The organism is Longimicrobium sp. (assembly GCA_036387335.1).
Classification (GTDB): Bacteria; Gemmatimonadota; Gemmatimonadetes; order Longimicrobiales; family Longimicrobiaceae; genus Longimicrobium.
The window spans coordinates 1-24,122 of record DASVTZ010000042.1; the positions used below are offsets into that span (position 1 = coordinate 1).

23 protein-coding genes are annotated in these 24,122 nt (G+C 69.3%); 16 read left to right on the top strand and 7 right to left on the bottom strand.

What is annotated here, in order from left to right; all coding sequences use genetic code 11:
* The 3 genes from VF647_03895 to VF647_03905 form a co-directional block, all read left to right on the top strand.
* The coding region (locus VF647_03895; protein HEX8451213.1) for a hypothetical protein at positions 1-193 on the top strand (193 nt) is incomplete at its 5' end.
* Between the two features lie 227 nt (positions 194-420).
* On the top strand, positions 421-1,080 hold the full coding sequence (locus VF647_03900; GenBank protein HEX8451214.1) for a hypothetical protein: 660 nt from the start codon (positions 421-423) through the stop codon (positions 1,078-1,080).
* Complete coding sequence (locus tag VF647_03905) at positions 1,065-1,472, top strand: hypothetical protein (protein ID HEX8451215.1); 408 nt, start codon at positions 1,065-1,067, stop codon at positions 1,470-1,472. Before VF647_03900 ends, VF647_03905 begins: the two co-directional genes overlap by 16 nt.
* 59 nt (positions 1,473-1,531) lie before the next feature.
* Here VF647_03905 and VF647_03910 read toward each other — a convergent pair whose 3' ends face one another.
* Positions 1,532-2,410 (bottom strand): Abi family protein, encoded by an 879-nt coding sequence (locus tag VF647_03910; GenBank protein HEX8451216.1) that lies wholly within the window; start codon positions 2,408-2,410, stop codon positions 1,532-1,534.
* Between the two features lie 514 nt (positions 2,411-2,924).
* Here VF647_03910 and VF647_03915 point away from each other — a divergent pair.
* Entirely contained in the window at positions 2,925-3,599 is a 675-nt protein-coding gene (locus VF647_03915; protein ID HEX8451217.1) for a hypothetical protein, read from the top strand.
* A gap of 22 nt (positions 3,600-3,621) precedes the next feature.
* Positions 3,622-4,374: a hypothetical protein gene (locus VF647_03920; protein HEX8451218.1), complete on the top strand. Its 753-nt coding sequence runs from the start codon at positions 3,622-3,624 to the stop codon at positions 4,372-4,374.
* A 3-nt stretch (positions 4,375-4,377) separates the two neighbouring features.
* Here the strand turns inward: VF647_03920 and VF647_03925 are convergent, their stop codons facing one another.
* Together VF647_03925 and VF647_03930 are read right to left on the bottom strand one after the other, a co-directional pair.
* Positions 4,378-5,397: a saccharopine dehydrogenase NADP-binding domain-containing protein gene (locus VF647_03925; protein ID HEX8451219.1), complete on the bottom strand. Its 1,020-nt coding sequence runs from the start codon at positions 5,395-5,397 to the stop codon at positions 4,378-4,380.
* Positions 5,394-6,404, bottom strand: coding sequence for a hypothetical protein (locus tag VF647_03930; protein ID HEX8451220.1), 1,011 nt, complete (start codon positions 6,402-6,404; stop codon positions 5,394-5,396). Before VF647_03930 ends, VF647_03925 begins: the two co-directional genes overlap by 4 nt.
* A gap of 220 nt (positions 6,405-6,624) precedes the next feature.
* On the opposite strand from VF647_03930, the gene VF647_03935 reads away from it, so the two are divergent.
* The 8 genes from VF647_03935 (at position 6,625) to VF647_03970 (ending at position 15,767) form a co-directional block, all read left to right on the top strand.
* A complete protein-coding gene (locus VF647_03935) occupies positions 6,625-7,545 on the top strand; it encodes an aldo/keto reductase (GenBank protein HEX8451221.1) in 921 nt (306 codons plus the stop codon).
* 23 nt (positions 7,546-7,568) lie between these two features.
* Positions 7,569-9,221 (top strand): FAD-binding dehydrogenase, encoded by a 1,653-nt coding sequence (locus VF647_03940; protein ID HEX8451222.1) that lies wholly within the window; start codon positions 7,569-7,571, stop codon positions 9,219-9,221.
* Positions 9,222-9,299: 78 nt separating this feature from the next.
* Positions 9,300-10,976 (top strand): hypothetical protein, encoded by a 1,677-nt coding sequence (locus VF647_03945; GenBank protein HEX8451223.1) that lies wholly within the window; start codon positions 9,300-9,302, stop codon positions 10,974-10,976.
* 19 nt (positions 10,977-10,995) lie between these two features.
* Positions 10,996-11,949, top strand: coding sequence for a hypothetical protein (locus tag VF647_03950; GenBank protein ID HEX8451224.1), 954 nt, complete (start codon positions 10,996-10,998; stop codon positions 11,947-11,949).
* Positions 11,950-12,097: 148 nt separating this feature from the next.
* A complete protein-coding gene (locus VF647_03955) occupies positions 12,098-12,253 on the top strand; it encodes a hypothetical protein (protein ID HEX8451225.1) in 156 nt (51 codons plus the stop codon).
* A 175-nt stretch (positions 12,254-12,428) separates the two neighbouring features.
* A complete protein-coding gene (locus VF647_03960; GenBank protein ID HEX8451226.1) occupies positions 12,429-14,123 on the top strand; it encodes a hypothetical protein in 1,695 nt (564 codons plus the stop codon).
* Between the two features lie 42 nt (positions 14,124-14,165).
* A complete protein-coding gene (locus VF647_03965) occupies positions 14,166-15,284 on the top strand; it encodes a tail fiber domain-containing protein (protein ID HEX8451227.1) in 1,119 nt (372 codons plus the stop codon).
* Positions 15,285-15,383: 99 nt separating this feature from the next.
* Entirely contained in the window at positions 15,384-15,767 is a 384-nt protein-coding gene (locus VF647_03970; protein HEX8451228.1) for a hypothetical protein, read from the top strand.
* A 444-nt stretch (positions 15,768-16,211) separates the two neighbouring features.
* Here the strand turns inward: VF647_03970 and VF647_03975 are convergent, their stop codons facing one another.
* From VF647_03975 to VF647_03990, 4 genes are all read right to left on the bottom strand, one after another.
* Positions 16,212-16,682, bottom strand: a complete 471-nt coding sequence (locus VF647_03975; protein ID HEX8451229.1) for a type II secretion system protein — start codon at positions 16,680-16,682, stop codon at positions 16,212-16,214.
* A gap of 248 nt (positions 16,683-16,930) precedes the next feature.
* Positions 16,931-17,545, bottom strand: coding sequence for an ADP-ribosylation factor-like protein (locus tag VF647_03980; GenBank protein ID HEX8451230.1), 615 nt, complete (start codon positions 17,543-17,545; stop codon positions 16,931-16,933).
* 9 nt (positions 17,546-17,554) lie between these two features.
* Positions 17,555-18,163, bottom strand: a complete 609-nt coding sequence (locus VF647_03985; protein ID HEX8451231.1) for a hypothetical protein — start codon at positions 18,161-18,163, stop codon at positions 17,555-17,557.
* An 87-nt stretch (positions 18,164-18,250) separates the two neighbouring features.
* Positions 18,251-19,852 (bottom strand): hypothetical protein, encoded by a 1,602-nt coding sequence (locus tag VF647_03990; protein HEX8451232.1) that lies wholly within the window; start codon positions 19,850-19,852, stop codon positions 18,251-18,253.
* Positions 19,853-20,265: 413 nt separating this feature from the next.
* Between VF647_03990 and VF647_03995 the strand changes: the two genes are divergently transcribed.
* The 3 genes from VF647_03995 (at position 20,266) to VF647_04005 (ending at position 24,096) form a co-directional block, all read left to right on the top strand.
* Positions 20,266-20,784, top strand: coding sequence for a hypothetical protein (locus VF647_03995; GenBank protein HEX8451233.1), 519 nt, complete (start codon positions 20,266-20,268; stop codon positions 20,782-20,784).
* 105 nt (positions 20,785-20,889) lie between these two features.
* Positions 20,890-23,304, top strand: coding sequence for an N-6 DNA methylase (locus VF647_04000; GenBank protein HEX8451234.1), 2,415 nt, complete (start codon positions 20,890-20,892; stop codon positions 23,302-23,304).
* Between the two features lie 3 nt (positions 23,305-23,307).
* Complete coding sequence (locus tag VF647_04005) at positions 23,308-24,096, top strand: hypothetical protein (protein HEX8451235.1); 789 nt, start codon at positions 23,308-23,310, stop codon at positions 24,094-24,096.
* Positions 24,097-24,122: the final 26 nt, after the last annotated feature.

The following is a 24,122-nucleotide window of genomic DNA, read 5'->3' on the forward strand; positions in this document are numbered from 1 at the left end:
CGAGTACCCGGTGTCCGAGCTGCGCGAGGCGCGCTACGAGAACGGCCGCCTGGTCCTGGAGGACCGCGAGGGCAACTCGATCTTCAAGGACGTGCAGGTGAACGACGTGCAGGTGATGGAGAGCTTCTCGCCCGCCGAGGCTCGCGCCTTCGCCGCCCGCGTCAACCAGGCCCGCCGCCGCGTCGACATGTAGCGCGTGCCGTGAGAACTGAAGTGAGCGCCGCCGCGATCCTGTGTCGCGGCGGCGCTTCGCTTTGAAGAATCACACAGAGACACGGAGGCAAACAGCAAGTAACAGGAGAACCAACGTCGTTCCTCTGCGCCTTTCTGTTCCCACTCCGCGTCTCTGTGTGAGATAAGGTTTGTGTCGTCCGCGGCCGGGCACCATCTTGAGGCTCCCACCCGTGACCCGCGGCCTCCATGATCGATCTGCACACGCCTCTCAGCTTCCGCACGTCGTACGCGTTCCCCCTGCAGAACCGTCTCGCCCGGCGCGAGGTGCTTCTCGGGGCCGCGCTGCTCCTGATCCCCGTGGTCGGGTGGCTCCTGAACATGGGCCATCGCATCATGATGGTGCACCGGATGCAGCAGGGGCTCCCGGCGTGGCCCTCCTGGCGCGATTTCCCCCAGCTCCTGAAGCACGGGTTGATCACCTTCGTGGGGATGCTCTACTACTACACGCCGGGTCTCGTGCTCGCGTACTTCGCGTGGTCCGGGGGGAGCGTCGCGCTCGGCGTTGTCGCCGCGGTCCTCCTCGCGCTCGCCACCGTCGCGATCCCGGGGTACATGACGCACTACTGCCGCACTTTCGATCCTACGGAGATCTACAATCCCGTGCGTGCGCTGGGCCGTACCTTTCAGGGCGGGCGCGCTTACTGGAAGGCGTGGTGCATCACGATTTCCGCGCTCCTCCTCTCCTTTCTAGGGCTGCTGGCATTCGGAATCGGCTTCCTGGTGACGAGCGTGTGGTTCTGGCAGGTGGCCGGGTTCAGCTTCGCGCGGGTGTTCACGCAGCGCGTGCTGAACCTCACGCCGCCGCTTACTGAAGCGGTCGAGGTGAGCGCATGTCTGCCGACGTAGGGAGCCGCGTCAGCCCCACCCGCGCCCTGGGTGTCACCGTCGCGCTCTGCCTCGCGGGTGGAGTGGTGGGCGCGGTGCTCGGGGTGGGTCTCCTCGCCATCCTCAGCCTGGTGGTGGATGGTCTCGGCGGGTTCCCGTACATCGTGGAGGCGTACGGGCTCGCGGCGGTGGTCGGCGGAGTGCTGGGCGGCGTGCTCGTCCCCGTCAGCGCATGGACGCTGCTGCGCCGGGTCCCGTTCGGCCTCGTATTCGCGGGCGCATCTGCCGGCACCGCCGCGGGCGGGACGCTGGGGCTCCTGCTTTCCGGCCTCGACCCGCTCATGGCCGTCGCGGGGGCGGTCGGCGGCTACCTTCTCTCCGCCGCGTACCTGTACCGCCGCTCTCGCCGCTGACGCTCCTCACGAGCAGCAGATGCCGGTTCCGTCCTGAGTCGCAGCCTCCAGCGAGGCCGCTAGCGCCAGAACGTTCGGGTCCGCCAGTCCGCGGGGAATCCCATCGCGGATACCGGCACCGCTGGATAACGGTCGATCAGCTCGACGAGGCGCTGTTTCCAGCCGGAGGCCGGAGCTACGTGATGGAGCAACGCGATCAGAACTACGGCTCGCGCGTAGAAGCGATCGGTGCGGATCATCTCCGTTTTGAAGCGCTTGGCGGCCATAGGCTGGTCAACGAGCATGTGAAAGTTCCAGAGGCGGTTGTGGTGGGCGCACATGTTCCGGAGCATGTTCATCGAGCGGAACCAGGAGACGAGGATCTTCTCATCGAACCCGAACCGGCCGGAGATCGCCTTTCTGTGGCGAATCACGAGGCCGGAGTATAGCCGGGAAAGCGCCCCAAACGTGATCGCCTCCATGATCGTCCAGATCGGCGCAAGGTCAGGAGCGCCGTAGTGATCGCGATAATGCTGGATGCCCAGGTACTTGGCGCGCGTGGCGGTCTGGAAAAATTCCACGAAGCCATCCAGACGTTCGAACTGCTGGGGATCCAGAAAGAAGTGAGGGCCGTGAGCGACCGCGACCTGGCTCACGATCGCCGCCCGCAGTGCCACCTCGATGCGCTCGATCGCGTCGAGACATAGCAACCGGAGCTCGCGGTCGTAGTGGTAGAGATCCAGCACCGCTTCAAACGTCGTCCCTGGCAGGAAAGTCTTCGCCGGGAGTTGCTGCAGCGGGCGCATGTAGATGAGCAGCCGGTAATAGCCGACGTGCTCGAGGGCTCCGAGCGCGCGGATCGGGTCGCCAACGCTCAGCCCGCGACGCTGCAGATGCGCGAGAAGCGCCGCGGGAGGGAATGCCGGTTTGGTGTACGCGGTCGTGGGCCTGGGAGCCACGGGATCGAATTCGAGAGGGACAAAAAATAAGCCCCCTGGTGCGCGTCAGACGAACTTTCGTTCGCCACGAGAGGCGTGGGGGCTATGATTGACTCGAATTTACTTTACTGGGTACCCTCCGTCAACCGGAGCGCGCTTTCCGTTTTGACACTAACGTGCAGAGCCCCGCAGAACGTGGGTAGCTCTCCGCCTTCAGATTTACTCTTAGCGGAGCCATCGTTCTTCGACGCACCTCCGTCCGTCCCGCCGAACTCTTGGACGACACGGAATCCATTGCTTCGCGGATCTGTTCGCGCGTGAAGCGCCCCATGGAGGTGCCGGTGAGCACCGTGCGCCACGGCTTTTTGGTCGCCATCTCGGCCTCCGTTAGAATGTGCCTCTCCCCCAATTTAACGCGGCCGAGACACGCGTCTACCCTCCGCCAGAACACCGCCACCGGGCGAACGGAGGTGATCGAAACGTGTGCCCTTTGGAGCAGTCATTCGGCCTCCGTGGCTCTGTCTGAGGCGGCAGTTTGAAGCGACTCGAACGATTGGGTGAGGCGACGGCGCCGGATGGGACGGTGCTGACGCTGTACAGGCACGACCGCGACTACTCCATCCGCGTGGCGGGCGTGGAGCTGATGTCCACGCGGCGCTACCATTCGGAGGAGCAGCTCGCGGAGCAGGTGTGCCGGCCGCTGGAGAGGAGCGGCGGTGCGCGTGTCCTGATCGGCGGATTGGGCTTCGGGTTCACGCTGCGGGCCGCGTTGCGCGTGCTCCCGGCGGACGCGCGGGTGGTGGTCGCGGAGATCGTGGACGGGATCATCGAGTGGAACCGCAACTCGGAGTACCCGCTCGCCGCCGATGCGCTGGCCGACCCGCGCGTGGAACTGCGGCACGCCGACGTCACCGACGTGCTGCGCGAGGGCCGCGGCGCGTACGACGCCATCATGCTCGACGTCGACAACGGCGCCGACGCGCTGACCACCGGCGGTAACGCGGAGCTCTACCGAAGCCGAGGCGTTCGCGTGGCGGCGGATGCGTTGCGCCCCAGCGGCCGAATCGCCTACTGGTCGGCCGACGACGATCCGCGCTTCGAGAACGTGCTGCGCGCAGCAGGGCTCAGCGTCGAAGTCGTGCGGGTGCGGGCGCACGCCACCGCCGGCGGACCTCACACGCTGTTCATCGCGCGATCATCCGCGGAGTAACGCTTTTCGCCAGCCGAAACCCATGCCGACCAGCCGCACGCTCAAGTGCCCGACCTGCGGAGCGCAGATCCAGGCCGCCGACATGAACCTGAGCACGATGTACGCGCGCTGCCGCGAGTGCCAGTCGCTCGTGAACCTGGAGGCCGCGCCCAACGCCGCGCCCGCCCCGCGCGATAGCGCCGAGGGGGCCGTGCTGATGCAGGATGGTTCGCTCGCGCCAGCGCCGCCGCTCCCGGTGCCGCTCCCCGAGCGGCTGACGGTGCACTCGGCCGCGGGAGGGCTGCGCATCGAGCGGCGATGGTACGCGTGGACGGCCATCTTCCTGGTCTTCTTTTGCGTGGTCTGGTTCGGGTTCCTGACGTTCTGGTACGTGATGGCGTTCAGCACCGGGGCCTGGGTGCTGATGCTCTTTCCGCTGCTGCACGTGGCGGTGGGGCTCTTCCTGGCCTACTTCACGGCCGCGCTGTTCGTCAACAGCACCGAGATCGTGGTGGCGGACGGAGTCCTGACGGTGCGCCACGGGCCGCTCCCCTGGATGGGGAACCGTCAGATCGCCACCGATGCGCTGGAGCAGCTCTACTGCGAGGAGCACGTCAGCCGCGGCCGCAACGGCACCACGATCACCTACTCGGTGCGGGCGCGCAGCAAGGATGGCCGCCTGGTCAAGCTCGTCACCGGCCTCCCCGAGCGCGACCAGGCGATGTACATCGAGCAGGAGGTGGAGCGGCACCTCGGCATCGCGGACCGCCCCGTCGCGGGGCAGGTGCGGCGGTAGCTTTCAGGAAGATCGGGACAGCTCGAACCCGCTCGCCCGCACCGCATCGAGCAGCTCCGCCGCATCCACCTGGGCGTGCGGCGGGATGACGCCGGGGCCGCCCATCCGCCCGTCGAGGATCGAGCGGACGGCGAGGACGGCGGGGATGACGGCAAGCCGGTACGCATCGCGCGGGGCGGTGAGCACCAGCCGGACGACGGCGCCCGATGCATCCTCCACCTCGCACCCGAACCCGCCGTGCTCCCGCCCCAGCAGCCGCACCAGGGGGAGCGCGGCGGGCATCGTGCGCGTCATGGCGGCGCGGAGCGGAGGGACGCGCGCCGCCAGCGCCAGCACGCCCGCGAGGCCCGCGACGTTGGGATCGACGAACCCCTCCGCCGTGGCGAGCGTGGGGTGTGAGAGCCGGAGGAGGTCGCCGTCCGGAGTGTCAAAGATCCAGCCACGACGCGCACCGAGCGGCGTGCCCGCGGGCCAGCGCCGCGATTCGGTGAAGCCGCGTACCCGCCGCACCGCACCATCGCGCAGCACGGGGATCGGTCGTCCCAGGCCCGCCAGCAGCGATGCGGCCGTCGCGGCGACGGCGGTGTAGCGCGTGGTGGGGACGAGGAAGGCCGTGAGGCGAACGGGATGCGGCAGCCCACTCCACGCCACCATCGCGGACGACACGGCGGAGCAGGTGCTGCACGCGGGAAGGAGGCGCATGCCGACATCGGCGGCACGCTCACCGAGCGCCAGGATCGAGCGCACGTAGGCGGATGCATCCGCGATGTCCACCACGTCGCACCCCAGCTCGATGGCGGCTTCGGCGAGCGCGGGGGTGCGCGCCTGGAAGGGGCCAGCCGCGTCCAGCACCACGTCACCGGGGCGGAGGGCTCGGCGCAGCGATGCGGGGTCCTCGGCATCGAGCGTGAGCTCAGCGGAGCGGCGGGCGGCGGCGAGCGCGGGGATGCCGGCATCGCGCAGGATCTCCATCGCGGAGCGGCCGAAGAAGCCGGTGCCGCCCAGCACCACCACCCGCCTCATCGCAGCGCCCGCGCGGCCGCGAGCGCCAGGAGCACGAGGGCGGGGAAGAGGATGCCCGAGCTCGCCACCAGCCCCGCCGCCGACCCCATCGCGCCGCACACGCTGAGCACGATCCCCGCCGTCCACACGATCCACGCCAGCGCGCGCACGTGCCGCGGGAGCCCCGGCGTGCCAAGCGTCAGCATGATCCCCGCGATGGTGTAGAAGCCGTTCGCGAAGACCGCCGTGAGCACGGTCCCGGTCCGCTGCACCGCGACGAAGCGCGCCACGTCGCCCGCCAGCCACGGAAGCCAGCCGACGTACAGCGCCTCGCCCAACAGGTCGCACGCCAGGCCGGCGCCGGCCACCACGAGCGCCGCGATGCCCAGCCGGCGGCTGCGCACGGCCCGGGCCCACCACGCGTAGAACGCAAGCACGCTCATCCCCGCCGCCATCCACACGGCGAAGCCCGCGCGCCAGAGCCCGACGTGGGCGGCCACGTACGCGGCGCGTGCAACGGGGTCCGCCTCCGCTTCCGTACCGCCGCGCAGCACGAGGAGCATCGCCAGCCCCGCCGCCGCGTGGAGCGCCGCGCACAGGTACGGCGCCACTGCGCGCACCCGCTCCGCCCCGCGCTTCCCCTCCAGCAGGAACGCGCCGAAGGGGACCCACCAGACCAGGTCGTTGAGCGCCAGCAGGGCGAGCATGCGCAACGGGAGGTCGCCGCCGCGCGCCGCGGTCAGCGCCAGCCCGACCGGCCCCAGCACCTTCCCCAGCAGCCCGACCGCGATGATGGGCCACGCCTCCTCCAGCCGCCGCGCGGCGTGCAGGTAGAGGAGGCCGTACACCCCCACGACCATCCCCAGGCACCCCCAGATGGAGGGGTAGCGCGGCGCCTCCATCGCGAACCATCGAAAGAATGCGCCGGGAAAGAGCCCCGCCCAAGCCCCGAACGCCAGGTTGTACGCGCCCGCGATCACGAACAGCACGCGGTACGCATCGCGGCGGAACTCCCGTGCGTCGGTCATTCTTTCAGGCGGGGAAAAGAAGGGTCTCACGCGGAGACGCGGAGGCGCGAAAAACCGCAACCGCATGGCTCACACAGAGACACAGAGACACAGAGAAAAGTCAAGGAGTTTCCTCCGCCCCTCTGCGTCTCCGCGTCTCCGCGTGAGCTTGCTGTTTGGGAGGTTTGCGATTTGCAGAGGCGCGGCGAACCCTCACGAATCGCGCTGGAGACAAGACGGAATGGATACACGGACCCTCGGCTCGCTCACCGTTTCGGTGGTCGGGCTCGGATGCAACAACTTCGGCCCGCGGCTGGACGCGGAGGCCACCCGCGCCGTGGTGCACGCCGCCCTCGACGCGGGCGTGAACTTCTTCGACACGGCGGACATCTACGGCAAGGGGCTCAGCGAGGAGTACGTGGGCCGCGCCCTCGGCCCGCGTCGCGGCGAGGTGGTGCTCGCCACCAAGTTCGGGATGAAGATGGACGACGAGCGCCACGGCGCCCACCCGGACTACATTCGCCGCGCGGTGGAGGACAGCCTGCGCCGCCTGGGCACCGACCGCATCGACCTTTACCAGCTCCACACGCCCGACTCCTCGGTTCCCATCGCGGATACGCTGGGCGCGCTGGACGAGCTGGTGCGGGCCGGCAAGGTGCGCGAGATCGGGTGCAGCAACTTCTCGGTGGATCAGCTCCGCGAGGCGCGCGAGGCGGCCCCCGGCGCGCGCTTCGAGAGCGTGCAGAACGAGTACTCCCTGTTCCACCGCGACCCCGAGCAGGGCGTGCTGGACGAGTGCGCGCGGCAGGGGCTGGCCTTCATCCCCTACTTCCCCCTGGCGAGCGGGCTGCTTACGGGGAAGTACCGCCGCGGCCAGGCTCCGCCCCAGGGCACGCGCATCACCGCGGGCGGGCGCTACGCGGAGCTGCTGTCGGACGAGAACCTGGACCGCGTGGAGCGGCTGGCGCGTTTCGCGGAGGAGCGCGGGCACACGCTGCTGGAGCTCGCCTTCGCCTGGCTCCTGGCGCGCCGCGAAGTCGTCTCCGTCATCGCGGGCGCCACCTCCGCCGATCAGGTCCGCTCCAACGCCGCCGCCTCCGCCTGGCGGCTGACCGATGCCGAGCGCGCCGAAGTGGACGCACTGGTGCCATCGTCCGAATAGCTTAACGCATTGGGAGGATGATCGTGCAGACCGACGTCGTGGTGGTGGGGGCGGGGCTGGCGGGGCTCGTGGCCGCGGCGGAGCTGGCGGACGCGGGGCGGCGCGTCACGATCGTGGAGCAGGAGCCTCAGGCGTCGCTGGGCGGGCAGGCATTCTGGTCGTTCGGCGGGATCTTTCTGGTGGATTCGCCCGAGCAGCGGCGCCTGCGCATCCGCGACTCGCACGAGCTGGCGCTGCAGGACTGGATGGGCTCCGCCGGCTTCGACCGCGACGAGGACCTCTGGCCCCGCCGCTGGGCCGAGGCGTACGTCGCCTGGGCGGCCGGGGAGAAGCGTGCCTGGCTCCGCGGGCAGGGCGTGCGCTTCTTTCCCATCGTGGGGTGGGCCGAGCGCGGAGGCTACCTGGCCACCGAGCACGGCAACTCCGTCCCCCGCTTCCACGTCACCTGGGGCACGGGGCCGGGCGTCATCGAGCCCTTTGTGGCCCGCGTGCGCCAGGCGGAGCGGCGCGGCCTGGTCACCTTTCGCTTCCGCCACCGCGTGAGCGAGCTCACCATGACCGGCGGCGTGGTGGACGGGGTGCGCGGCGAGGTATTGGAGCCGAGCAAGGCGGAGCGGGGCCAGGCCAGCTCGCGTGGCGTGGCCGGCGGGTTCGAGATCCGCGCGCAGGCGGTGATCGTGGCTTCGGGCGGCATCGGCGCCAACCACGACCTGGTGCGGCGCAACTGGCCGTCACGGCTGGGCACCCCGCCCCGGCGGATGCTTTCCGGCGTTCCCGACCACGTGGACGGCCGCATGCTGGGGATCGCGGAGGATGCGGGTGCCAGCCTCATCAACCGCGACCGCATGTGGCACTACGTGGAGGGGATCGAGAACTGGAGCCCCATCTGGAGCCGCCACGGCATCCGCATCCTCCCCGGGCCGTCGTCCGTGTGGCTGGACGCGCGCGGCAACCGCCTTCCCGCGCCGCTCTTTCCCGGCTTCGACACGCTGGGGACGCTGGCGCACCTGTCGAAGACCGGGAGCGAGCACTCCTGGTTCATCCTCACGCAGCGCATCATCGCCCGCGAGTTCGCGCTCAGCGGGAGCGAGCAGAACCCCGACCTCACCGGCCGAAGCTGGATCCAGGTGGCGGGGCGTGCGCGCGGTGGCAGGGCGCCCGCGCCGGTGGAGGCGTTCAAGAGTCAGGGCGCCGACTTCATCGTGGAGCGCACCCTTCCCGAGCTGGTGCGGCGGATGAACGCGCTGGTGGGCGAGCCGCTGCTGGACGCGGCCGAGGTGGAGCGCGTGATCGTGGCGCGCGACCGCGAGGTGGCCAACGAGTTCACCAAGGATGCGCAGATCAACGCCATCCGCGGCGCGCGCCGCTACCTGGGCGACCGGCTCATCCGCACCGCTAAGCCGCACCGCATCCTGGACCCCGAGGCCGGCCCGCTCATCGCCGTGCGCCTCTCCATCCTCACCCGCAAGACGCTGGGCGGGCTGCAGACGGACCTCGACTCGCGCGTCCTTGCCCGCGACGGCGAGCCTCTCGCCGGCCTGTACGCGGCGGGGGAGGCGGCGGGGTTCGGCGGGGGCGGGATGCACGGCTACCGCGCGCTGGAGGGCACCTTTCTGGGCGGCTGCCTCTTCTCCGGCCGCGCGGCGGGGCGCGCCGCGGCGGCCGCGGTGGCGTAGCCGAGATTGCCGTTTGCGCCGCGCACCGTCATTCTGAGCGCTGCGCCAATCCACATCACCCGGGACCCGTGTAATCTCATGACGATCCGAAGCCCGCTGCTGGGCACCGCCCTCCTCCTTGCCGCCTGCGCGCCCGCCGCGCCCGTGGCCGATCCGCAGCCCGCGTCCACGCCCGCCGCCGCGCAGGCGCAGGACTCGATGGCGGCGCGCGTGGCCACGTACCGCACGGTGCGCCTCACCGCGAACCTGAGCGCCCTCACGCCCGCCGAGCGCAGGATGATCCCGCTCCTGATCCAGGCGGCGCGCGAGATGGACGAGATCTTCTGGATGCAGGCGTACGGGAGCCGCGACTCGCTGCTCACGTCGCTGCGCAACCCCAGCACGCGCCGCTTCGCCGAGATCAACTATGGGCCGTGGGACCGGCTGCAGGGCGATGCTCCCTTCGTGGCGGGCGTGGGCGCCAAGCCGGAGGGGGCGCGTTTCTATCCCTCAGACATGACAAAGGAGGAGTTCGAGCGCGCGGTGGCAGGCGGCGGCGCGCGGGCGGACTCGCTGCGCGGCCTGTACACGGTGGTGCGGCGCGAGGGCGGACGGCTGAACGCGGTGCCCTTCCACGTGGCGTACGCGCCGCAGATGCGCCGTGCCTCCGCGCTCCTGCGACAGGCGGCGGCGCTGGCACCGCAGGCGTCGCTGCGCCGCTATCTGGAGCTGCGCGCGGACGCCCTCCTCAACGACCAGTACCAGCCCAGCGACCTGGCGTGGCTGGACATGAAGGACAACACGCTGGACGTGGTGATCGGCCCCATCGAGACGTACGAGGACGCCCTCTTCGGCTACAAGGCCGCCGCCGAGGGGTACGTGCTGATCAAGGACCTGGAGTGGAGCCGCCGTCTGGCGCGCTACGCCGCCTTCCTTCCCGAGCTGCAGCGCGGCCTTCCCGTTGCCGCGGAGTACAAGCGCGAGACGCCGGGCACCGACAGCGACCTGAACGCCTACGACGCGGTCTTCTACGCGGGGCAGGCCAACTCGGGCGCCAAGACGATCGCCATCAACCTCCCGAACGACGAGGAGGTGCAGCTTCGAAAGGGGACGCGCCGCCTTCAGCTCAAGAACGCGATGCGGGCCAAGTTCGACGCCATCATGGACCCGATCGCGCGGCTGCTGATCGCGCCGGACCAGGTGGCGAACGTGACCTTTGACGCCTTCTTCGAGAACACGATGTTCCACGAAGTGGCGCACGGGCTCGGCATCAAGAACACCATCAACGGCCACGGCACCGTGCGCGAGGCGCTGCGCGAGCAGGCGGGCGGGCTCGAAGAGGAAAAGGCGGACGTGCTGGGCCTCTACATGGTGACGCAGCTCTCCCGCCGCGGCGAGATGAGCGGCGCGGCGATCCTGAACAACTACGTCACCTTTCTGGCGGGGATCTTTCGCTCGGTTCGTTTCGGCGCGTCGGACGCGCATGGGCGGGCGAACATGGCGACGTTCCACTTCCTGGAAGAGCGCGGCGCCTTCACCCGTGACCCCAGCGGCACCTACCGCGTGGACCTGCCGAAGATGCAGGCGGCGATGGACGCGCTCTCCGCGGAGATCCTGCGCCTGCAGGGCAACGGCGACGCCGCGGCGGTCCGCGCCTTCATGGCGCGCTACGGCGTCGTGGATCCGCAGCTCCGCGCCGACCTGGACCGCGTCAGCGGCGCCGGCATCCCCGTCGACGTGGTCTTCGAACAGGGCACCGAGGTCCTGGGCCTCTGAAACAGCCCAGGGGTTCCTGATGCACACGGATTCCCGCGACATCCTCGGCGACGGCGTGCTGGGCCTGCGTGTGGCGCCCGCGCTGGAGGGCGCCGCCGGGGACTGGGTGTATCCGCTTCCGCCCGCGGGCCCGAATCCCGTGCGTGCGCTGATCGAGCTCGTGGAAGGGCGCGCACCTCCGCGCCCGAGCGGCACGGCGTCGGTACGCGGGCCGGGGATGGAGGGGTGGATCGAGGGAGCGCGCCTCGTCCTGATCGGAGACGGTGGGGAGGTCGGCGGGATGGTGGAGCTGGATGCCTTGCGTGCTCGCGTCGAAGTAGCCGCGGGGGCGCAGGATTCGTTCGAGGGAAGGCTCCGGGTGCGCGAGGCGCTGTCGATCTCGGCGGCGCTCCTGCTCGCGCGCCAGCACCGGGCGCTTCTGCACGGGGCGGCGGTCGTCGCGCCGGGCGGAGGGGCGTGGGTGCTGGTCGGCGACACGCACAGCGGCAAGACGACCACGTGCGCCAACCTGGTCCGCGCCGGGCACGGCTACCTGGCCGACGACCAGGTGGTGGTCCACGCGGACGGCGCCGGCACCCTCGTCGCCACCGGCCTCCCCCGCCGCTTCACCCTGGACGACGGCTTCGCCCGCGGGGAGTCGCTCGGCGTGCGCTCCCCCGTGGATCCCGACGAACTGTTCGGCCCCGGAAGCCGACGTGCATCGGCGCCGCTGGCGGGGGTCCTCTTTCCGCGCGTGGAGGCGCACGAGCCCACGCGGACGGAACGCACGACCGCCGCGGACGCGCTCACCCGGCTCCTGCGCAACTCGCCCTGGCTGGCGGCGGACCCGGTTTCCGCCCGCCCCCTCCTGGCCCTCCTCGCACGCATCGCGCGCCTCCCCGCCCACGACGTGCGCCTGGGACGCGACACCTTGGACAAACCCGCGCACTTGGCGGCGCTTCTCGCGTCGGCGGCAGCGCAAAATCGTACGTGAGAACAGGTTGCAGTTTCGCGCAAGCACAAGGAAGTGCTTGACAACCGCGGGGGAATCGATAATTATAGTCCCGCGAAAAGTAGCCGCTGCACCGCCTCCGCAGTTCCAGCGCTTGATTCTGCCCGAGTTCCCAGACCATACGATGCACATGGCGGAGCAGCCAAACTCCCCGACCCACGCGCCGTCGCCGTCCGCGCCGAGGCAGCCGTTCACGCCGCCCATGGTGGAAGACGCCGGCCGGCTTACCGAGATCACCTTGCAGTTCAGTGGCGGCGGACCGCTCATCACGGACCGCCGGCTGTAACTGACCCGGCCGGCGGCCCCGCCCGCCGGCCCATAGCCCCACCCAGTCCCCGCCACACCGCATCCTTCCACCTTTTAGTAGGGCCAGGGTACACGTGTCGTATCATCGTGCCATTCGCGGCATGGCGCTGCTCCTAGCACTCAGCGCCTGCGCGGACCAGCCCACAGCCCCACCCGTGGAGAAGACGCCGACCGGTCCGGCTCCGCTCCCGGTGGGGGTGTACGAGTTCAAGATGACGGGCATCGGCGGCCCCACGCCGTCCAGCAGCGCCAGCGCCGTCCGGCTCACGCCGGAAGGGGTGAGCATGGCGCTGACCCCCGTCGCGGCCGCCATCAGCATCGAGCAGATCTCCGCGAGCTCCTTCATCGAGGGAAGCCGCGGCGAAGGCGGGCAGCGGTACATCTCCTTCACCTACCGCCTACGCAACGGCACCGGGGCGCCGCTCACGAACCTGACGCTGATCCCGGTGATGACGGCCACCGCCCTCACGGGCACGCCGTTCTCGTCGGTCAAGCTTTTCGACGGCACCGACGCCGCGGCGCCGCTCCCGTCGAAGATCGTTCCCACGGGCGCCGTGGCGATGGGCGGCGACGGGAAGATGCGCTCCATCTTTCCCGACGCGCTCCAGGTGTTCGAGGAGGCCGAGGTCGCCGGCATCACGCTTCCCGCGGGCGTGACGGGGATCATGCCGTACGGCTTCGTGGTGCGTAACCCCTCCAACGCTAGCAGCCGCACGCTGCCCGCCGCCGCGTCGGACAACGACTACGCGGGCGTGGTGACGCTCACCTACCGCCTGCCGCTCTCCCCCGCCGGCAACGCCAGCGACATCTTCTCCGTGGTCGTGAAGCTGATCGCGGTGCAGGACAGCGAGACGCGCATGACGGAGTCGATCGAGGAGAGCACCGACACGACGGCGGTGCGGCTGTTGCACGCGCGCGCCACCGCGCTCGGCGCCACGGCGGTGACGGTGCTTCCCGGCAGCCCGGCCCGGTCGCCCTTCGTGACCGACTACCCCGGCCAGCGCAGCATCTGCGCCGTGCGCACCGCCGGCATCGCGGGCGCGCCTGAGACGCTGATCACGGAGCCCGCGGCGTACACCCGGCTGGCCATGTACCGCCCCGGCGAATCGCTCGACGCCTGCGGCGCGAACTTCACCGCGGGCGACGCGCAGGTGGCGCACTACGGCATGCCGTACCCGGTGGTCGTGCGGTCGATGGACCGCTACGGCAACGTGAACGCGCTGACCGCGGACACCACGGTGCTCAGCTCCACGGACCTCACGGCGACGATGCCGGTGGCGGCGGGCCTCCTGGCCGGAGCCGCGACGCAGGTGGCCAACTACACCACCTACGGCACCTCCACCCTGTTCGCCCGCGGGCGCCGGCTGGAGGGGCAGACCACCGTGCTCGTGAACGGGATGACGCGCACCTGGACGGGGAACGTGAACACCCTGTGGTCCGAGAACGGCGACTGGCTGGAGAACATGACCACCGGCGTGCAGGACTCGGTGATCATCCCCGGCGACCGCGTGAACTACCCGCTCCTGGTGCAGAACCAGACCATCGCGGGGGTCACGATGACGGACGGCACCGCGGTGCAGCCGTTCATCAACCTCGGCGCGTTCGACTTCACCGTGAACGGAAGCGTCGCGCTCGGAAACAACGGCCACTTCCTGGGAACGGGCCGGCTGATCCTGGCCGGCACCGCGAGCACGATCGGCGGCGGGCTCAGCAACTTCGACGTGCGCAACCTCCGCGTGCTGGGCACGTACTCCGCCACCAGCAACATCAACGTCACGGGCGGCCGCATCGTAGTGCAGGGCGGCAGGCTCCGGAGCGCCGGCTTCCGCATCCGCGTCCGGCCCTCGTAAACCTTCCTCTCTAGCCACCACCCCTTACCCAACGGTATCCAGATGCAGCGCATCGTGAAGACTCTGCTCGCCGCCGCGGCGCTCACCGCCACCGCAATGCCGGCCGCCGCGCAGTCGGACATCCTCCTCCAGCTCCGCTCGGGCTCGCCCGCGGGCGACCGCTTCCGCGTGGACAGCGCCGGCGGCATGGTGGCGCTGGGGCAGATCGGCTACGGCATCATCCCCGCCTCCGGCGCCGGCTGGCGGATGATGTGGCACCCCCAGAAGGTCGCCTTCCGCGCCGGCTACGCCGATGCGGGCGGCCAGTTCGACGAGTCGAACATCGGCTACTACTCGTGGGCCGGCGGCGCGCTGAGCACCGCGGCGGGGATCTACTCCTTCGCCATGGGCAACCAGAACACCGTCGAGGCTTCCGCGCAGTGCGGCATGGCGCTGGGGAGCGGCAACAAGGTGTGGGGCGCGGGCACCCACATCGGCACCTGCGGCCTTGCGTTCGGCCTCAACAACGATGTGCTTGACCACGCGGGCGTCGCCATCGGCCAGAACAACTGGTCTGACGGTGACGCGGCGGTGGCGATCGGCTACACCACCACGGCCGACGCGGACTATTCGATGGCGTTCGGCTACCGCGCCAGCACCAACGGCCACACGGGCGCCAAGGTCTTCGGCGACGCCTCCACCACGGACTCCATCGAGGCAGTGGCCAACAACGAGTTCGCCGTGCGCGCCGCGGGCGGGTACCGCTTCCGCACCAACGCCACCCTGACCACCGGGTGCAACCTGCCGGCCGGCTCGGGCGTGTTCTCCTGCTCGTCCAGCCGCACGCTCAAGGAGCGCTTCGAGGGGGTCGACAGCGACGACATCCTCAGCCGCATCCGCGGCGTGCCGGTGAACCGGTGGAGCTACACGGCCGAGGGTACGCAGGTGCGGCACATCGGCCCCTTCGCCGAGGACTTCCACGCCGCGTTCGGGGTGGGCGTCGACAACAAGAGCATCGGCCTGCTGGACATCGACGGCGTGAACTTCGCGGGCGTCAAGGCGCTCGACGAGCGCACCACGCGGCAGGCCGCCGAGATCGAGGCGCTACGTGCCCGCAACGCCGAGCTGGAGGCGCGTCTCGCCCGCCTGGAAGCGCTGATCGGCCAGCAGTCCAAGCCCTGATCCGCGCCCGCCGGTAGCCGAGGCCGTCCACGACCTGCTCGTGGGCGGCCTCTCGCCGTTCGAGCTTTCCGTATTCGCCACCCACGCCCAGCCACACGTATGCCGATCCGCATCACCGCCGCCGCCCTGCTGACGATCGCCGCCCTGGCCGCCTGCGGCGGCGACGACGAGCCGCCGCAGAGCCCCCCCGCTCCCGCCGAGGACCAGGAGACGGTGCTCGAGGTGCCGCAGCCGCAACTCACCCCCGCCGAGTCCGCGGCGGTGGTCCAGAAGCGCGCCGCCTACAGCGACTCCATCACCCGCGCCGTCCGCGGCGTGGAGACGAAGCCGGTGCCGCACCGGGAGACGAAGCAGGACCAGGTCGCCCTCTGCCGCACCCAGGCCGCCCAGGCCGAGGGCGCCATCCGCGAGCACCTCCTCGCCGCCTGCAAGCGCCTGGAGGCCCAGCCGAGCACCCCGGCGGGTGGCCAGGGGGGTGGCTAAGGGGGGCGAGTAAACTCGCGGCAACCACGGCACAAAGTCCGCCTTCGCGGACTCGCGGGCGAGATCCCGGCCGGTCGCAAAGTGCCTGCGCGGACTGGCCGCGGCGCGCTAGACGGCTTCAGCCGTCTTCCCGTCGTTCCAGCCGGGGGCTTCAGCCCCCGGCGATGCGGGCCGCGGCACCCACCGCCCCGGGATGCGGGCCCCGGCGCCCGCCCCAAGAGCCTGCGAAGGCAGGCTTCCCGCGGTTGTTGCAGCGGTTTCAACCGCCGGGCCCCTGCCGGCCACCTAGCCTCACCACGCCGCCCCCGCCCCCGCCACTCCTCGCACCCCAAACCACCGCGGCCCGCCAGGATCTCTTTGCGGGCCGCCGTCGTGTTTCGCCGCCGCCGTGCTCCGCCGCCGCGTTCCGACAGCGTTCAGGCGTCCGGCCTCCAACGGTTCGGCTCAGCTATCCTGGAAGGTGTAGCCGGTGCCGCCGGGCCACGCCGCTTCGGTGACGCTGGTGCAGGTGACGCGCGCGCCCGCGGCCGTGGAGTACACCACGCGGCAGGTGCGGGTCTTGAACTTCCGGTGCACGAAATCCGCCGTGTAGCCGGTCTGCCCGCCCGTGGTGATCTTGATCCCGACGTCGTCCGTGAGGCGGAACGATCCGGCGGTCGCGGTGGCGGCGGTTCCGGGGGTCTGCACGCTGGTCATGTACTGGTCCTGCCGGTTGTAGTGCTGCTCCTGCGCGGTCATGAAGTTCTTGGCGTCGCTCTCCATGGCGCGCTCGTAGGCATCTTCCTTGGTCTGCCCGAAGTTCATCTGGGCGACGCCCACGAGGATCGCGATCACCGCCACCACGGCGATCAGCTCGATCATGGTGAATCCGCGCCGGGCACGGCGCGCGGTACGGCGGAGGGAGTGGTGCAGCATGGTGCCTCGAGGGGAGAGAGTGGTTCATTGGCGGGGAGCGGAGCCAGCGGCCTTCCCCGCGGCGCCACGATGGCGCCTGCAGGTAGATACCGCGGGTAAGCGGGTGCGGTTCCCGAAAACGCAATCTTCTTTTCCCGGTACGGCAAAAGCATCTCACGCAAAGGCGCGAAGCCGCAAAGGAAAGGAAGTGCGCGAGCTTTCTTCGCGTCTTAGCGCCTTCGCGTGAGGCCAATCTGTAGAAGCCCGCGTTACACCGCCGCGAGTCCCACACCCATGCGCGCCGCGAGCTCGGCCACTACGCGCTGGCGGACGAGGGAGACCGCCTCACCCAGCGTGCCGAAAGCCCCTACGCCATCCACCGCCCTGGAAGCCCACGCCGGCGCGCCGCCGGGGTTCAGGATCTCCTGCATCTCGGCGAGCGGCATGCGATCGGGGAGGTCGCGCTTGTTGTACTGCATCACCAGCGGCACGCTCCGCAGGTCGTGGGAGTTGTCGATGAGGATGCGCTGCAGGTCGTCTAGGGCGTAGCGGTTGGCCTCCAGGCGCCGCGCCGAGCTGTCCGCCACGAAGACTACCGCGTCCGGCTTGCGCAGCACGAGCTTGCGCGCGCCGATGTACTGGATCTGCCCGGGCACCGTCTTGAGGTTGATGGTCAGCCGCCACCCCTCCGGCAGCTCGCCCAGCTTCACCGGGAGGAGGTCGTAGAAGACGGTGCGCTCCCCCTCGGTGTTGATCCCCACCAGCTCGCCATGCCCCATCGCCGCCTGGATGTACTCCAGGTTGGTGGTCTTCCCCGAAAGGCCGGGCCCCGCGTACACGACGCTGGCGCGGGCCTCGCGGCGCGCGTGGCTGTAGTCTGGCATGGTCGCCCCTCAGGCGTGGGAGGTGAAGGCCCGCACCGCGGCCGGCGGTGCCTGCTGCGCGAGGGCCTCGCGGAACAGCCGCGGCTGCGCCGCCAGCCCCAGCCGCGCCGTCTCGCCGGCGAACGCCTGCTCCGCCGCGCGCAGGTCGGCCGCGCAGGCGGGGGAGCCGAGCGCGATCTGGCGGGTCTGAAGCCCGCCCAGCACGTCACCGATGAGGCTGTAGGCCAGGAGCTGCGCGCGCTCCTCCGGCTCCAGCAGCGGCAACCCGAAGCCGCCGCACCCGTCCAGCCGCAGTGCGGCGTCCTCGCGCGCGATCAAGACGGTGACCTCCTCCATCTCCCCCGGCGTGGAGCGCACGGGGGGCGCCTCGTCCGCCGGCTCGCGCCAGACCGCCGGGGGCGTTGCTGGCGCTGCGGCGGAGAGCGGCACCGCGACCGGCGCCGGGCGCTGTGCGGGCGCATCGGCGGAGAGGCGCATCCGCACCAGCAGCACGCCGGGCTCCTGCGCGTCGGGGCGCAGCTCCAGCACCTCGCCCCCGCCGGCGCGAATCGCGAACCGCTCCTCGAACTCGAGCACGGCCCGCCCGTGCGCCTCCATCAGATCCTCAAGGCTGCTCATCAGCCGGCTCCCGTCAGCGAAGGGGGATTCGCGCCACGAGGATGCCTTTTGTGTCCCGCGGCACCACGACCACCACCGTTTCGCCGTTCACCCGCGCGAACGCCGCCAGCCCGGAGAGCCTGCCCAGCACGATCCTCCCCTGCCGCACCATGTCGCGCGCGCCGTAGATCTCCACGGCGTCCTCCGTGACCACGGCGAAGCGGCTGACGGCGCCCTCCTCGCGGAGCCACGTGGCGGCCTGCACCCCGGGCACCGCCAGCGTCTCGCGGAGGCGCAGCGCGTCGTCCAGCACGTGGATGCGGTCGCGGTCCAGCACCAGCACGCGCGCGCCGTCCTCGGACACATCCAGCGCGCGGGTCTCCGTGATGCGGTTATCGCCCAACAGGTTGCGGAAGGCGAGCAGCGAAACCACCGAGGGCTGGGAGCGGGCGTGGCGGTGGGCCCGTCCGGCCGGTCCAGGCGGATCAGCGGCACGTCCAGCTTGCAATCCGAGACCTCTCGATCCGGCGCCACGAACACGGGGCCGCCGGGGAGGGGCGAGGCGGCAATGGCGGTGCCACCCGCGTTCAGCACGCTGCAGCGGCCGACGTTCCCCGCCTGATAGACGATGCTGTCGCGGCCGGTGGGGACGGAGGCTTCCACCGTGGTCAGCTCCGCCGGGACCGAGTCGTTGGCGACCGTCTCCACGTTGAACTGCGGCGCGGCGAGGAACGGGTACGCCGTGCGCCCGGCGAAGGCGACCTCGCGCAGCCCCACTCCCTGGCTCCCTCCGCCGGGATCCACCATTTCGCTGGAGCCGAAAGCAGCCACCTCCGGGCAGTCGGGGCCCGCGCCCGCGCACACCAGCGCCAGGTTGCGGGCGTAGGGGCGTACCTGGTAGCGGAAGCTCTGAAACGTCGGTTTCCCGCTCTCGTCCAGCTGGCCGGCGGGGACGCGCATCCTGGCGAGCAGCGGGGGGATGATCGTCTTCGAGAGCAGCCGGTTCCCCGCCGCCACGTCGAAGGCGGCGACCTCCACCCCCGCATCCGAGAGCACGCCCAACCGCCCGCGCATGTACGCCAGCGCCTCCGGGTGCGCGCCGACCGCGAAGGCGGGGCGCAGCGCCAGCGCCGCGAGGTCCACCACCCCGATCGTCCCCTTCACCTGGTCCGCGAAGTAGACCCGCCCCAGGTCGCGCGCGGCGGCGAGCGCCACCACCCGTCCCTCCACCGCGAGCAGGTGCCCCTCGTACACGATGGCCGGCTGCAGCGCCGCCAGCGCCAGCGACGCGACGGGGAGGGTGTCGCGGGTGGCGTACACGCGCTTCCCCTGTTCGTCCACCAGCGCGCCGGTCAGGAAGACGCGCCGCCCGCGCGCCAGGTCGGCCGGCAGACCGGTGAACGAAATGGAGGCGCTGTCGCGCACCGGCGGCCCCGTGCCGGAGCGCCAGAGGACGTTGCGGGCGCTGTCCACCAGAAAGATCTCCGACTGCACGCTCTTCCTACCGCGCGCGTTCACGGGAAAGGAGAGGCGGTCGCCCTCGCGCAGCGCCAGCGTGTCGGTGCCCAGGCGCAGGATCGGTGAGTCGGGGGAGATCGGGGTTTCGGTCGTGGGGGCGAAGAGCCCCGGCTGGTCCACGCACGCGGCCAGCGCCAGGGCGAGCGCCCCTGCGGCCAGCGCGCGGCGCGCGGGCGGAATGTAGTTATGCATGGCTCGGGTTCGGCCAGGGTGCGGCGGGCGCCCGGCTCGGCGACCCGCTCTAGGTCAGCGCGGGCGCGAGGGACTCTCGGTGGTAGGCTATCGGGTGTTTGGCTTGAATCATCAACGGTAGCAACCTACGTGTCCATGTGGTGGCTCAGCCAAACGTCATCCCCCTAGAAGCCCATTGATAAATACCCCGCTGCGCAAAACCGGTTTCCAGACGAGTTCGGATGCTAGCTTAGGTTGCTCGTATTTGGCAGGTGCAAGGAAACGTGATCTAGCCTCCGCCGACCGCGGTGGTCATCCTCGCCCCCACGCGCATGCGGCTTGCATTTGCACGGTTTGCACAACTCGCTTGCACATGTGTTACGCTTCTGCGATACTGGACCGGTGGATTATCAACCCGCAACGACCAGGGTCTGATGGCGAACGTCCCGCTCACTCCCGCGGAGATCCGAAGCAGGTTGATTGCTTTGATCGAAGCACGTCGTGGGAGCGCGTCACGAACGGTGATCGGCCGTCTAGCCAGGGAGGCAGGCGTGCAGGCTTCCACGCTTGCCCGTTACTTCGGGCTCTATCCGGGAAAACGTCAGACCGAGAGGCCTCACGAGGCGACCTTGCGGGCCGTGCTTCTTGCTCTTGGAGAGGATCCCAGTGAGTTCTTCCGCACCACGCTTACCCGGCAGCTAGAGTTCTGGCCGGCTGCTGTACCGACGCAGACGTCCGCTCTGAGGGATGTTACAGACTTCCTCAGCGAACTCGCTTTAATCCTCCGGGATTTACCGGCGGCTGCGCGAGTGCGTGCCACGCGAGCCGCAACCGCCGCGGTTTTGGGCAGCGTCGCTGAGGCTGGCGTGACTGTTCCGAACGCAGGCTACGAATTGCTCCGCCACCTCGACGCTCTGCAGCGCGAGGCTCCCTTAAAGATGATCGCGAGCTAAACAGGCGCGCGTGCACATGCACTTGTCAATTTGCACGCATACTGGTCTGGTTTAGCCGACCGCGTCGCCGGCTCAGATGCCCCCGCTCGGCGGGAAGGATCTATGATGAGGCAGCGCCTCCTCCTCAGCGAACTAGACACATGGAAGCTAGGACTCGGCCTGTTGCCAGTCTCGCTGTATGGGGCATCGACGGCACCGCGGTACGTGCTTCTCAACGGCGCGGCCGGCAACTTCTGCCTCGACCTCTCGGAAGAAGGAGAGGCGGATCCCCGCAGTACCGCCTGGTCTGCGGACGTACGCCACCACGTGCGTGTCTACCGCGGGTTCGTGGAGGTGCGGCAGTGGGATGTTGGCCCCCATGCGCTGGTCCGTTTCAACGAGGCGGAGATCGCCGGGCGCCTGCCGGAGTTCCACCACCTTCTCGAACGCGCGGCGCCGCGTCGTCCCGAAGCATCGGTAGTCGCCCACTCCATTAAGCTCTTCCGCCGAATGCGGTCGGTGATACCTGAAGGTCAGGACGCGCTACGTGCCTTCTTGTATCTGATGGCCTCGGTCACCGAGCGGGACCGCGACGTAGTGGCGCTTGGCCGGTGGGGGCTGGACGAATCCGCCGTCGAAGCCGCGCAGCGGATCGGCCCCAACGCCTGGGCACGGTTCCAAGAGGAACTGACTCGCCCGCGGCCTCACGACGGCCTAGTGCCGGATCTCCACCTAATCCTGCGGCATGCATCCGGCCGGTTATTCCAGGATGCGCACTACGTAGCGACAGAGGGAGTTCTCGAACTCGACCTCGGGCTGCTTCCCGATGTCTCACCAGTGCGGCAGGGCGGCGTGACTACCGGAGTGCACTTTACCCCGCTGTCGCTGGTGCGCACTATCGTTCAGGAAGCTCTCGCCGCGCTCGACTGGTCCGACGCAAGGCGCGAGGTCACCGTCTTCGATCCTGCCTGCGGCTCGGGGGAGTTCCTACGGGAAGCTGTCCGCCAGATTGGACTGCACCGCGAGGTCAAGCGAATCCGCGTTATTGGCTGGGACCACTCACAGCCAGCGGTGGACATGGCGCGTTTTGCGCTCGCCTGGGAGACGCGGGACCTCGGGAGTACTTGCGAGGTGGATGTCGTATTGCGCGACTCACTGCTTGGAGCCGAGGACTGGCCGCGCGGCGTTGACCTAGTGCTGATGAACCCACCCTTCGTATCCTGGCGGGAGATGGACGAGGCGCAACGCGACGCGGTGTCCAAAGTGATGAGGGAAGGATTTCCGGCGAAACAGGATATGGCGACCGCATTCCTTTGGCTCGCCGCCCGGTGCTTGGGCGACGGTGGCGTGCTTGGGACCGTATTACCTGCATCTTTCCTGGACGGGACTCTGACACGACCTGTGCGGGCGGCCATCGCGGAGCGCATGTCGCCGCGGCTCACCGCGCGCCTAGGGAATCAGCAGCTATTCGCCGGCGCCCTCGTCGACTCGGGAGTCTACATAGGCAAAGCGGGCGGCGCGGCAGAGCCTCCCCTGGCTGTCTGGGCTGACTTCCGGGAGTCTTCAGGGCCCGCAGCGCTGCGGCACCTGCGCCGTCTTCGCTTTACCCGGTCCGAGCCGGATCTAGAGGCGAACACTGAGACCGAGGGGTACAGCATCTATCTCGCTCCCGAACTAGGTACTTCAGAGGCCAGTTGGGCGCCGCGCCCTCGAAGCGCGCGCCTGCTCATGCGGGCGACGGAATCGCTCCCGCGTGTCTCCGAGTTGTTCGACGTGAAGCAGGGTACCCTCACTGGTCTCAACGAGGTCTTTATCGTTCGTGACACCGAACTCGCCGGCTGGGGGGAGGAGAGGCACTACTTCCGGCCCGCAATCCTCAACGACTCAATCGTCGACGGTGTGCTAACAGCTAAGTGGTACGTCTTCTATCCGCATGGGGAGCGAACGCTCAAGGACGAGCCTGCCCTGCGCCGGGCGGTTCCGCGCTACTTTGAGGCCGTGCTCCACCCGAATCGTCCCGCGCTGCAACAGCGCTCCGGCGTCATCGCAAAGCGATGGTGGGAGTTGACCCGCGCGCGTGCGTGGCAGCTCGAGCCTACGCCGAAGCTGGTGTCCACCTACTTCGGGGATACCGGTTCTTTCGCCTGGGACAACGCCGATGAGGAGTTTGTGGTTGTGCAGGGATACGGCTGGAATCCCAGGAAGCGTCTTCTGAACCTGCAGGCTCGTGGGTCGGTGCGCTTGGAGCCAGCGTACGGTCACGCGTACCTAGCGCTCCTGAACAGCGAATTGTTCTCTCGCCTACTTGCCGCGACATCGAACAGTATGGCGGGCGGGCAGTGGAACCTTTCCGCACGCTTCACGAAGCTGCTGCCACTTCCCGAGCTTCGGTCAGAGGCGCTCGGCGGCTCGGCGTTCCCGTTGCTCGCTGCTATCGGTGAGACAATCTCCGTTCAGGGGGTTGGTGAGGCGCGGAGGCGGTTTGGTCGCACATACCAGGAGACCGTGGCTGCTGTCTATGGTTTCCCTCCAGATCTGTAGATCATGCGACAGAAGCCGAAAGGGAAGATTCCGAAGCGGATGAAGGAGCCAGATCCTCCGCAGACACTCGACGTGAGATTCGATGAAAAAAAGGATTTCTCAAACTCGGTCGCACGGCGCTGTGAGATGACACTGCGGTCACGGCTGAATGCTCCTAGCTTACGGCTCGTAGCCAACAACTATGCCAACAACAACATCCGATTTGAGCTAAAGGGATCGTCGTTCGAGGCCAAGGCGGGCTCGCGCAGTTACACTGTGTTCCCGCTCCGCGACCTAACGGACCCGTTCTGGGTTGGCCTGCACATGGACTTTGTCCTTATAAAGACACACCTGCGCCTCACTGCCGCCAGTCTTGTTGTGTTCCATGGCGCCCGTGACGGTCCGCGCGTGCCGATCCTGCGGGCTGAGTGGGACTGCCCCTCAAGCGACGCGCGGCGGCGCCACGCGCAGCCGCATTGGCATGTGTACCAGCGTCAAGCAGTGCAAGACCTGGTGCTACCACCGCCGCAAGAGCCACAGCTTGCGGTGGTTCGGAGTTTGGATGACTATCGGCCCGGGGAACCCCTTTTTACCGACCGTCCCGCTGCTGTCCCCAAGCCCCACCCCGTTGCTGTTGGTGATTTGGAGCTGGTTATGACGAGCATCGGGGGCGAAAACGTGCACTTGGCCATGTCCGCCGAGTGGCACAAGGACGAGGGCGGACACTCAGTCCATTTTACCGAAACGAGCCTTGCACGGTGGCTGGACCGGTGCATCACCTACCTTCTGGTCCAGTTGGATCTCGCTGCTTAGCAGTTCTGTGTCCGACCGGCTCGGGC

Coding starts and splice junctions, on each gene's coding strand:
- VF647_03900 (HEX8451214.1), top strand. CDS start 421: ATGATCGATCTGCACACGCCTCTCAGCTTCCGCACGTCGTACGCGTTC.
- VF647_03905 (HEX8451215.1), top strand. CDS start 1,065: ATGTCTGCCGACGTAGGGAGCCGCGTCAGCCCCACCCGCGCCCTGGGT.
- VF647_03920 (HEX8451218.1), top strand. CDS start 3,622: ATGCCGACCAGCCGCACGCTCAAGTGCCCGACCTGCGGAGCGCAGATC.
- VF647_03925 (HEX8451219.1), bottom strand. CDS start 5,397: ATGAGGCGGGTGGTGGTGCTGGGCGGCACCGGCTTCTTCGGCCGCTCC.
- VF647_03930 (HEX8451220.1), bottom strand. CDS start 6,404: ATGACCGACGCACGGGAGTTCCGCCGCGATGCGTACCGCGTGCTGTTC.
- VF647_03935 (HEX8451221.1), top strand. CDS start 6,625: ATGGATACACGGACCCTCGGCTCGCTCACCGTTTCGGTGGTCGGGCTC.
- VF647_03945 (HEX8451223.1), top strand. CDS start 9,300: ATGACGATCCGAAGCCCGCTGCTGGGCACCGCCCTCCTCCTTGCCGCC.
- VF647_03950 (HEX8451224.1), top strand. CDS start 10,996: ATGCACACGGATTCCCGCGACATCCTCGGCGACGGCGTGCTGGGCCTG.
- VF647_03955 (HEX8451225.1), top strand. CDS start 12,098: ATGGCGGAGCAGCCAAACTCCCCGACCCACGCGCCGTCGCCGTCCGCG.
- VF647_03965 (HEX8451227.1), top strand. CDS start 14,166: ATGCAGCGCATCGTGAAGACTCTGCTCGCCGCCGCGGCGCTCACCGCC.
- VF647_03970 (HEX8451228.1), top strand. CDS start 15,384: ATGCCGATCCGCATCACCGCCGCCGCCCTGCTGACGATCGCCGCCCTG.
- VF647_03975 (HEX8451229.1), bottom strand. CDS start 16,682: ATGCTGCACCACTCCCTCCGCCGTACCGCGCGCCGTGCCCGGCGCGGA.
- VF647_03980 (HEX8451230.1), bottom strand. CDS start 17,545: ATGCCAGACTACAGCCACGCGCGCCGCGAGGCCCGCGCCAGCGTCGTG.
- VF647_03985 (HEX8451231.1), bottom strand. CDS start 18,163: ATGAGCAGCCTTGAGGATCTGATGGAGGCGCACGGGCGGGCCGTGCTC.
- VF647_03990 (HEX8451232.1), bottom strand. CDS start 19,852: ATGCATAACTACATTCCGCCCGCGCGCCGCGCGCTGGCCGCAGGGGCG.
- VF647_03995 (HEX8451233.1), top strand. CDS start 20,266: ATGGCGAACGTCCCGCTCACTCCCGCGGAGATCCGAAGCAGGTTGATT.
- VF647_04000 (HEX8451234.1), top strand. CDS start 20,890: ATGAGGCAGCGCCTCCTCCTCAGCGAACTAGACACATGGAAGCTAGGA.
- VF647_04005 (HEX8451235.1), top strand. CDS start 23,308: ATGCGACAGAAGCCGAAAGGGAAGATTCCGAAGCGGATGAAGGAGCCA.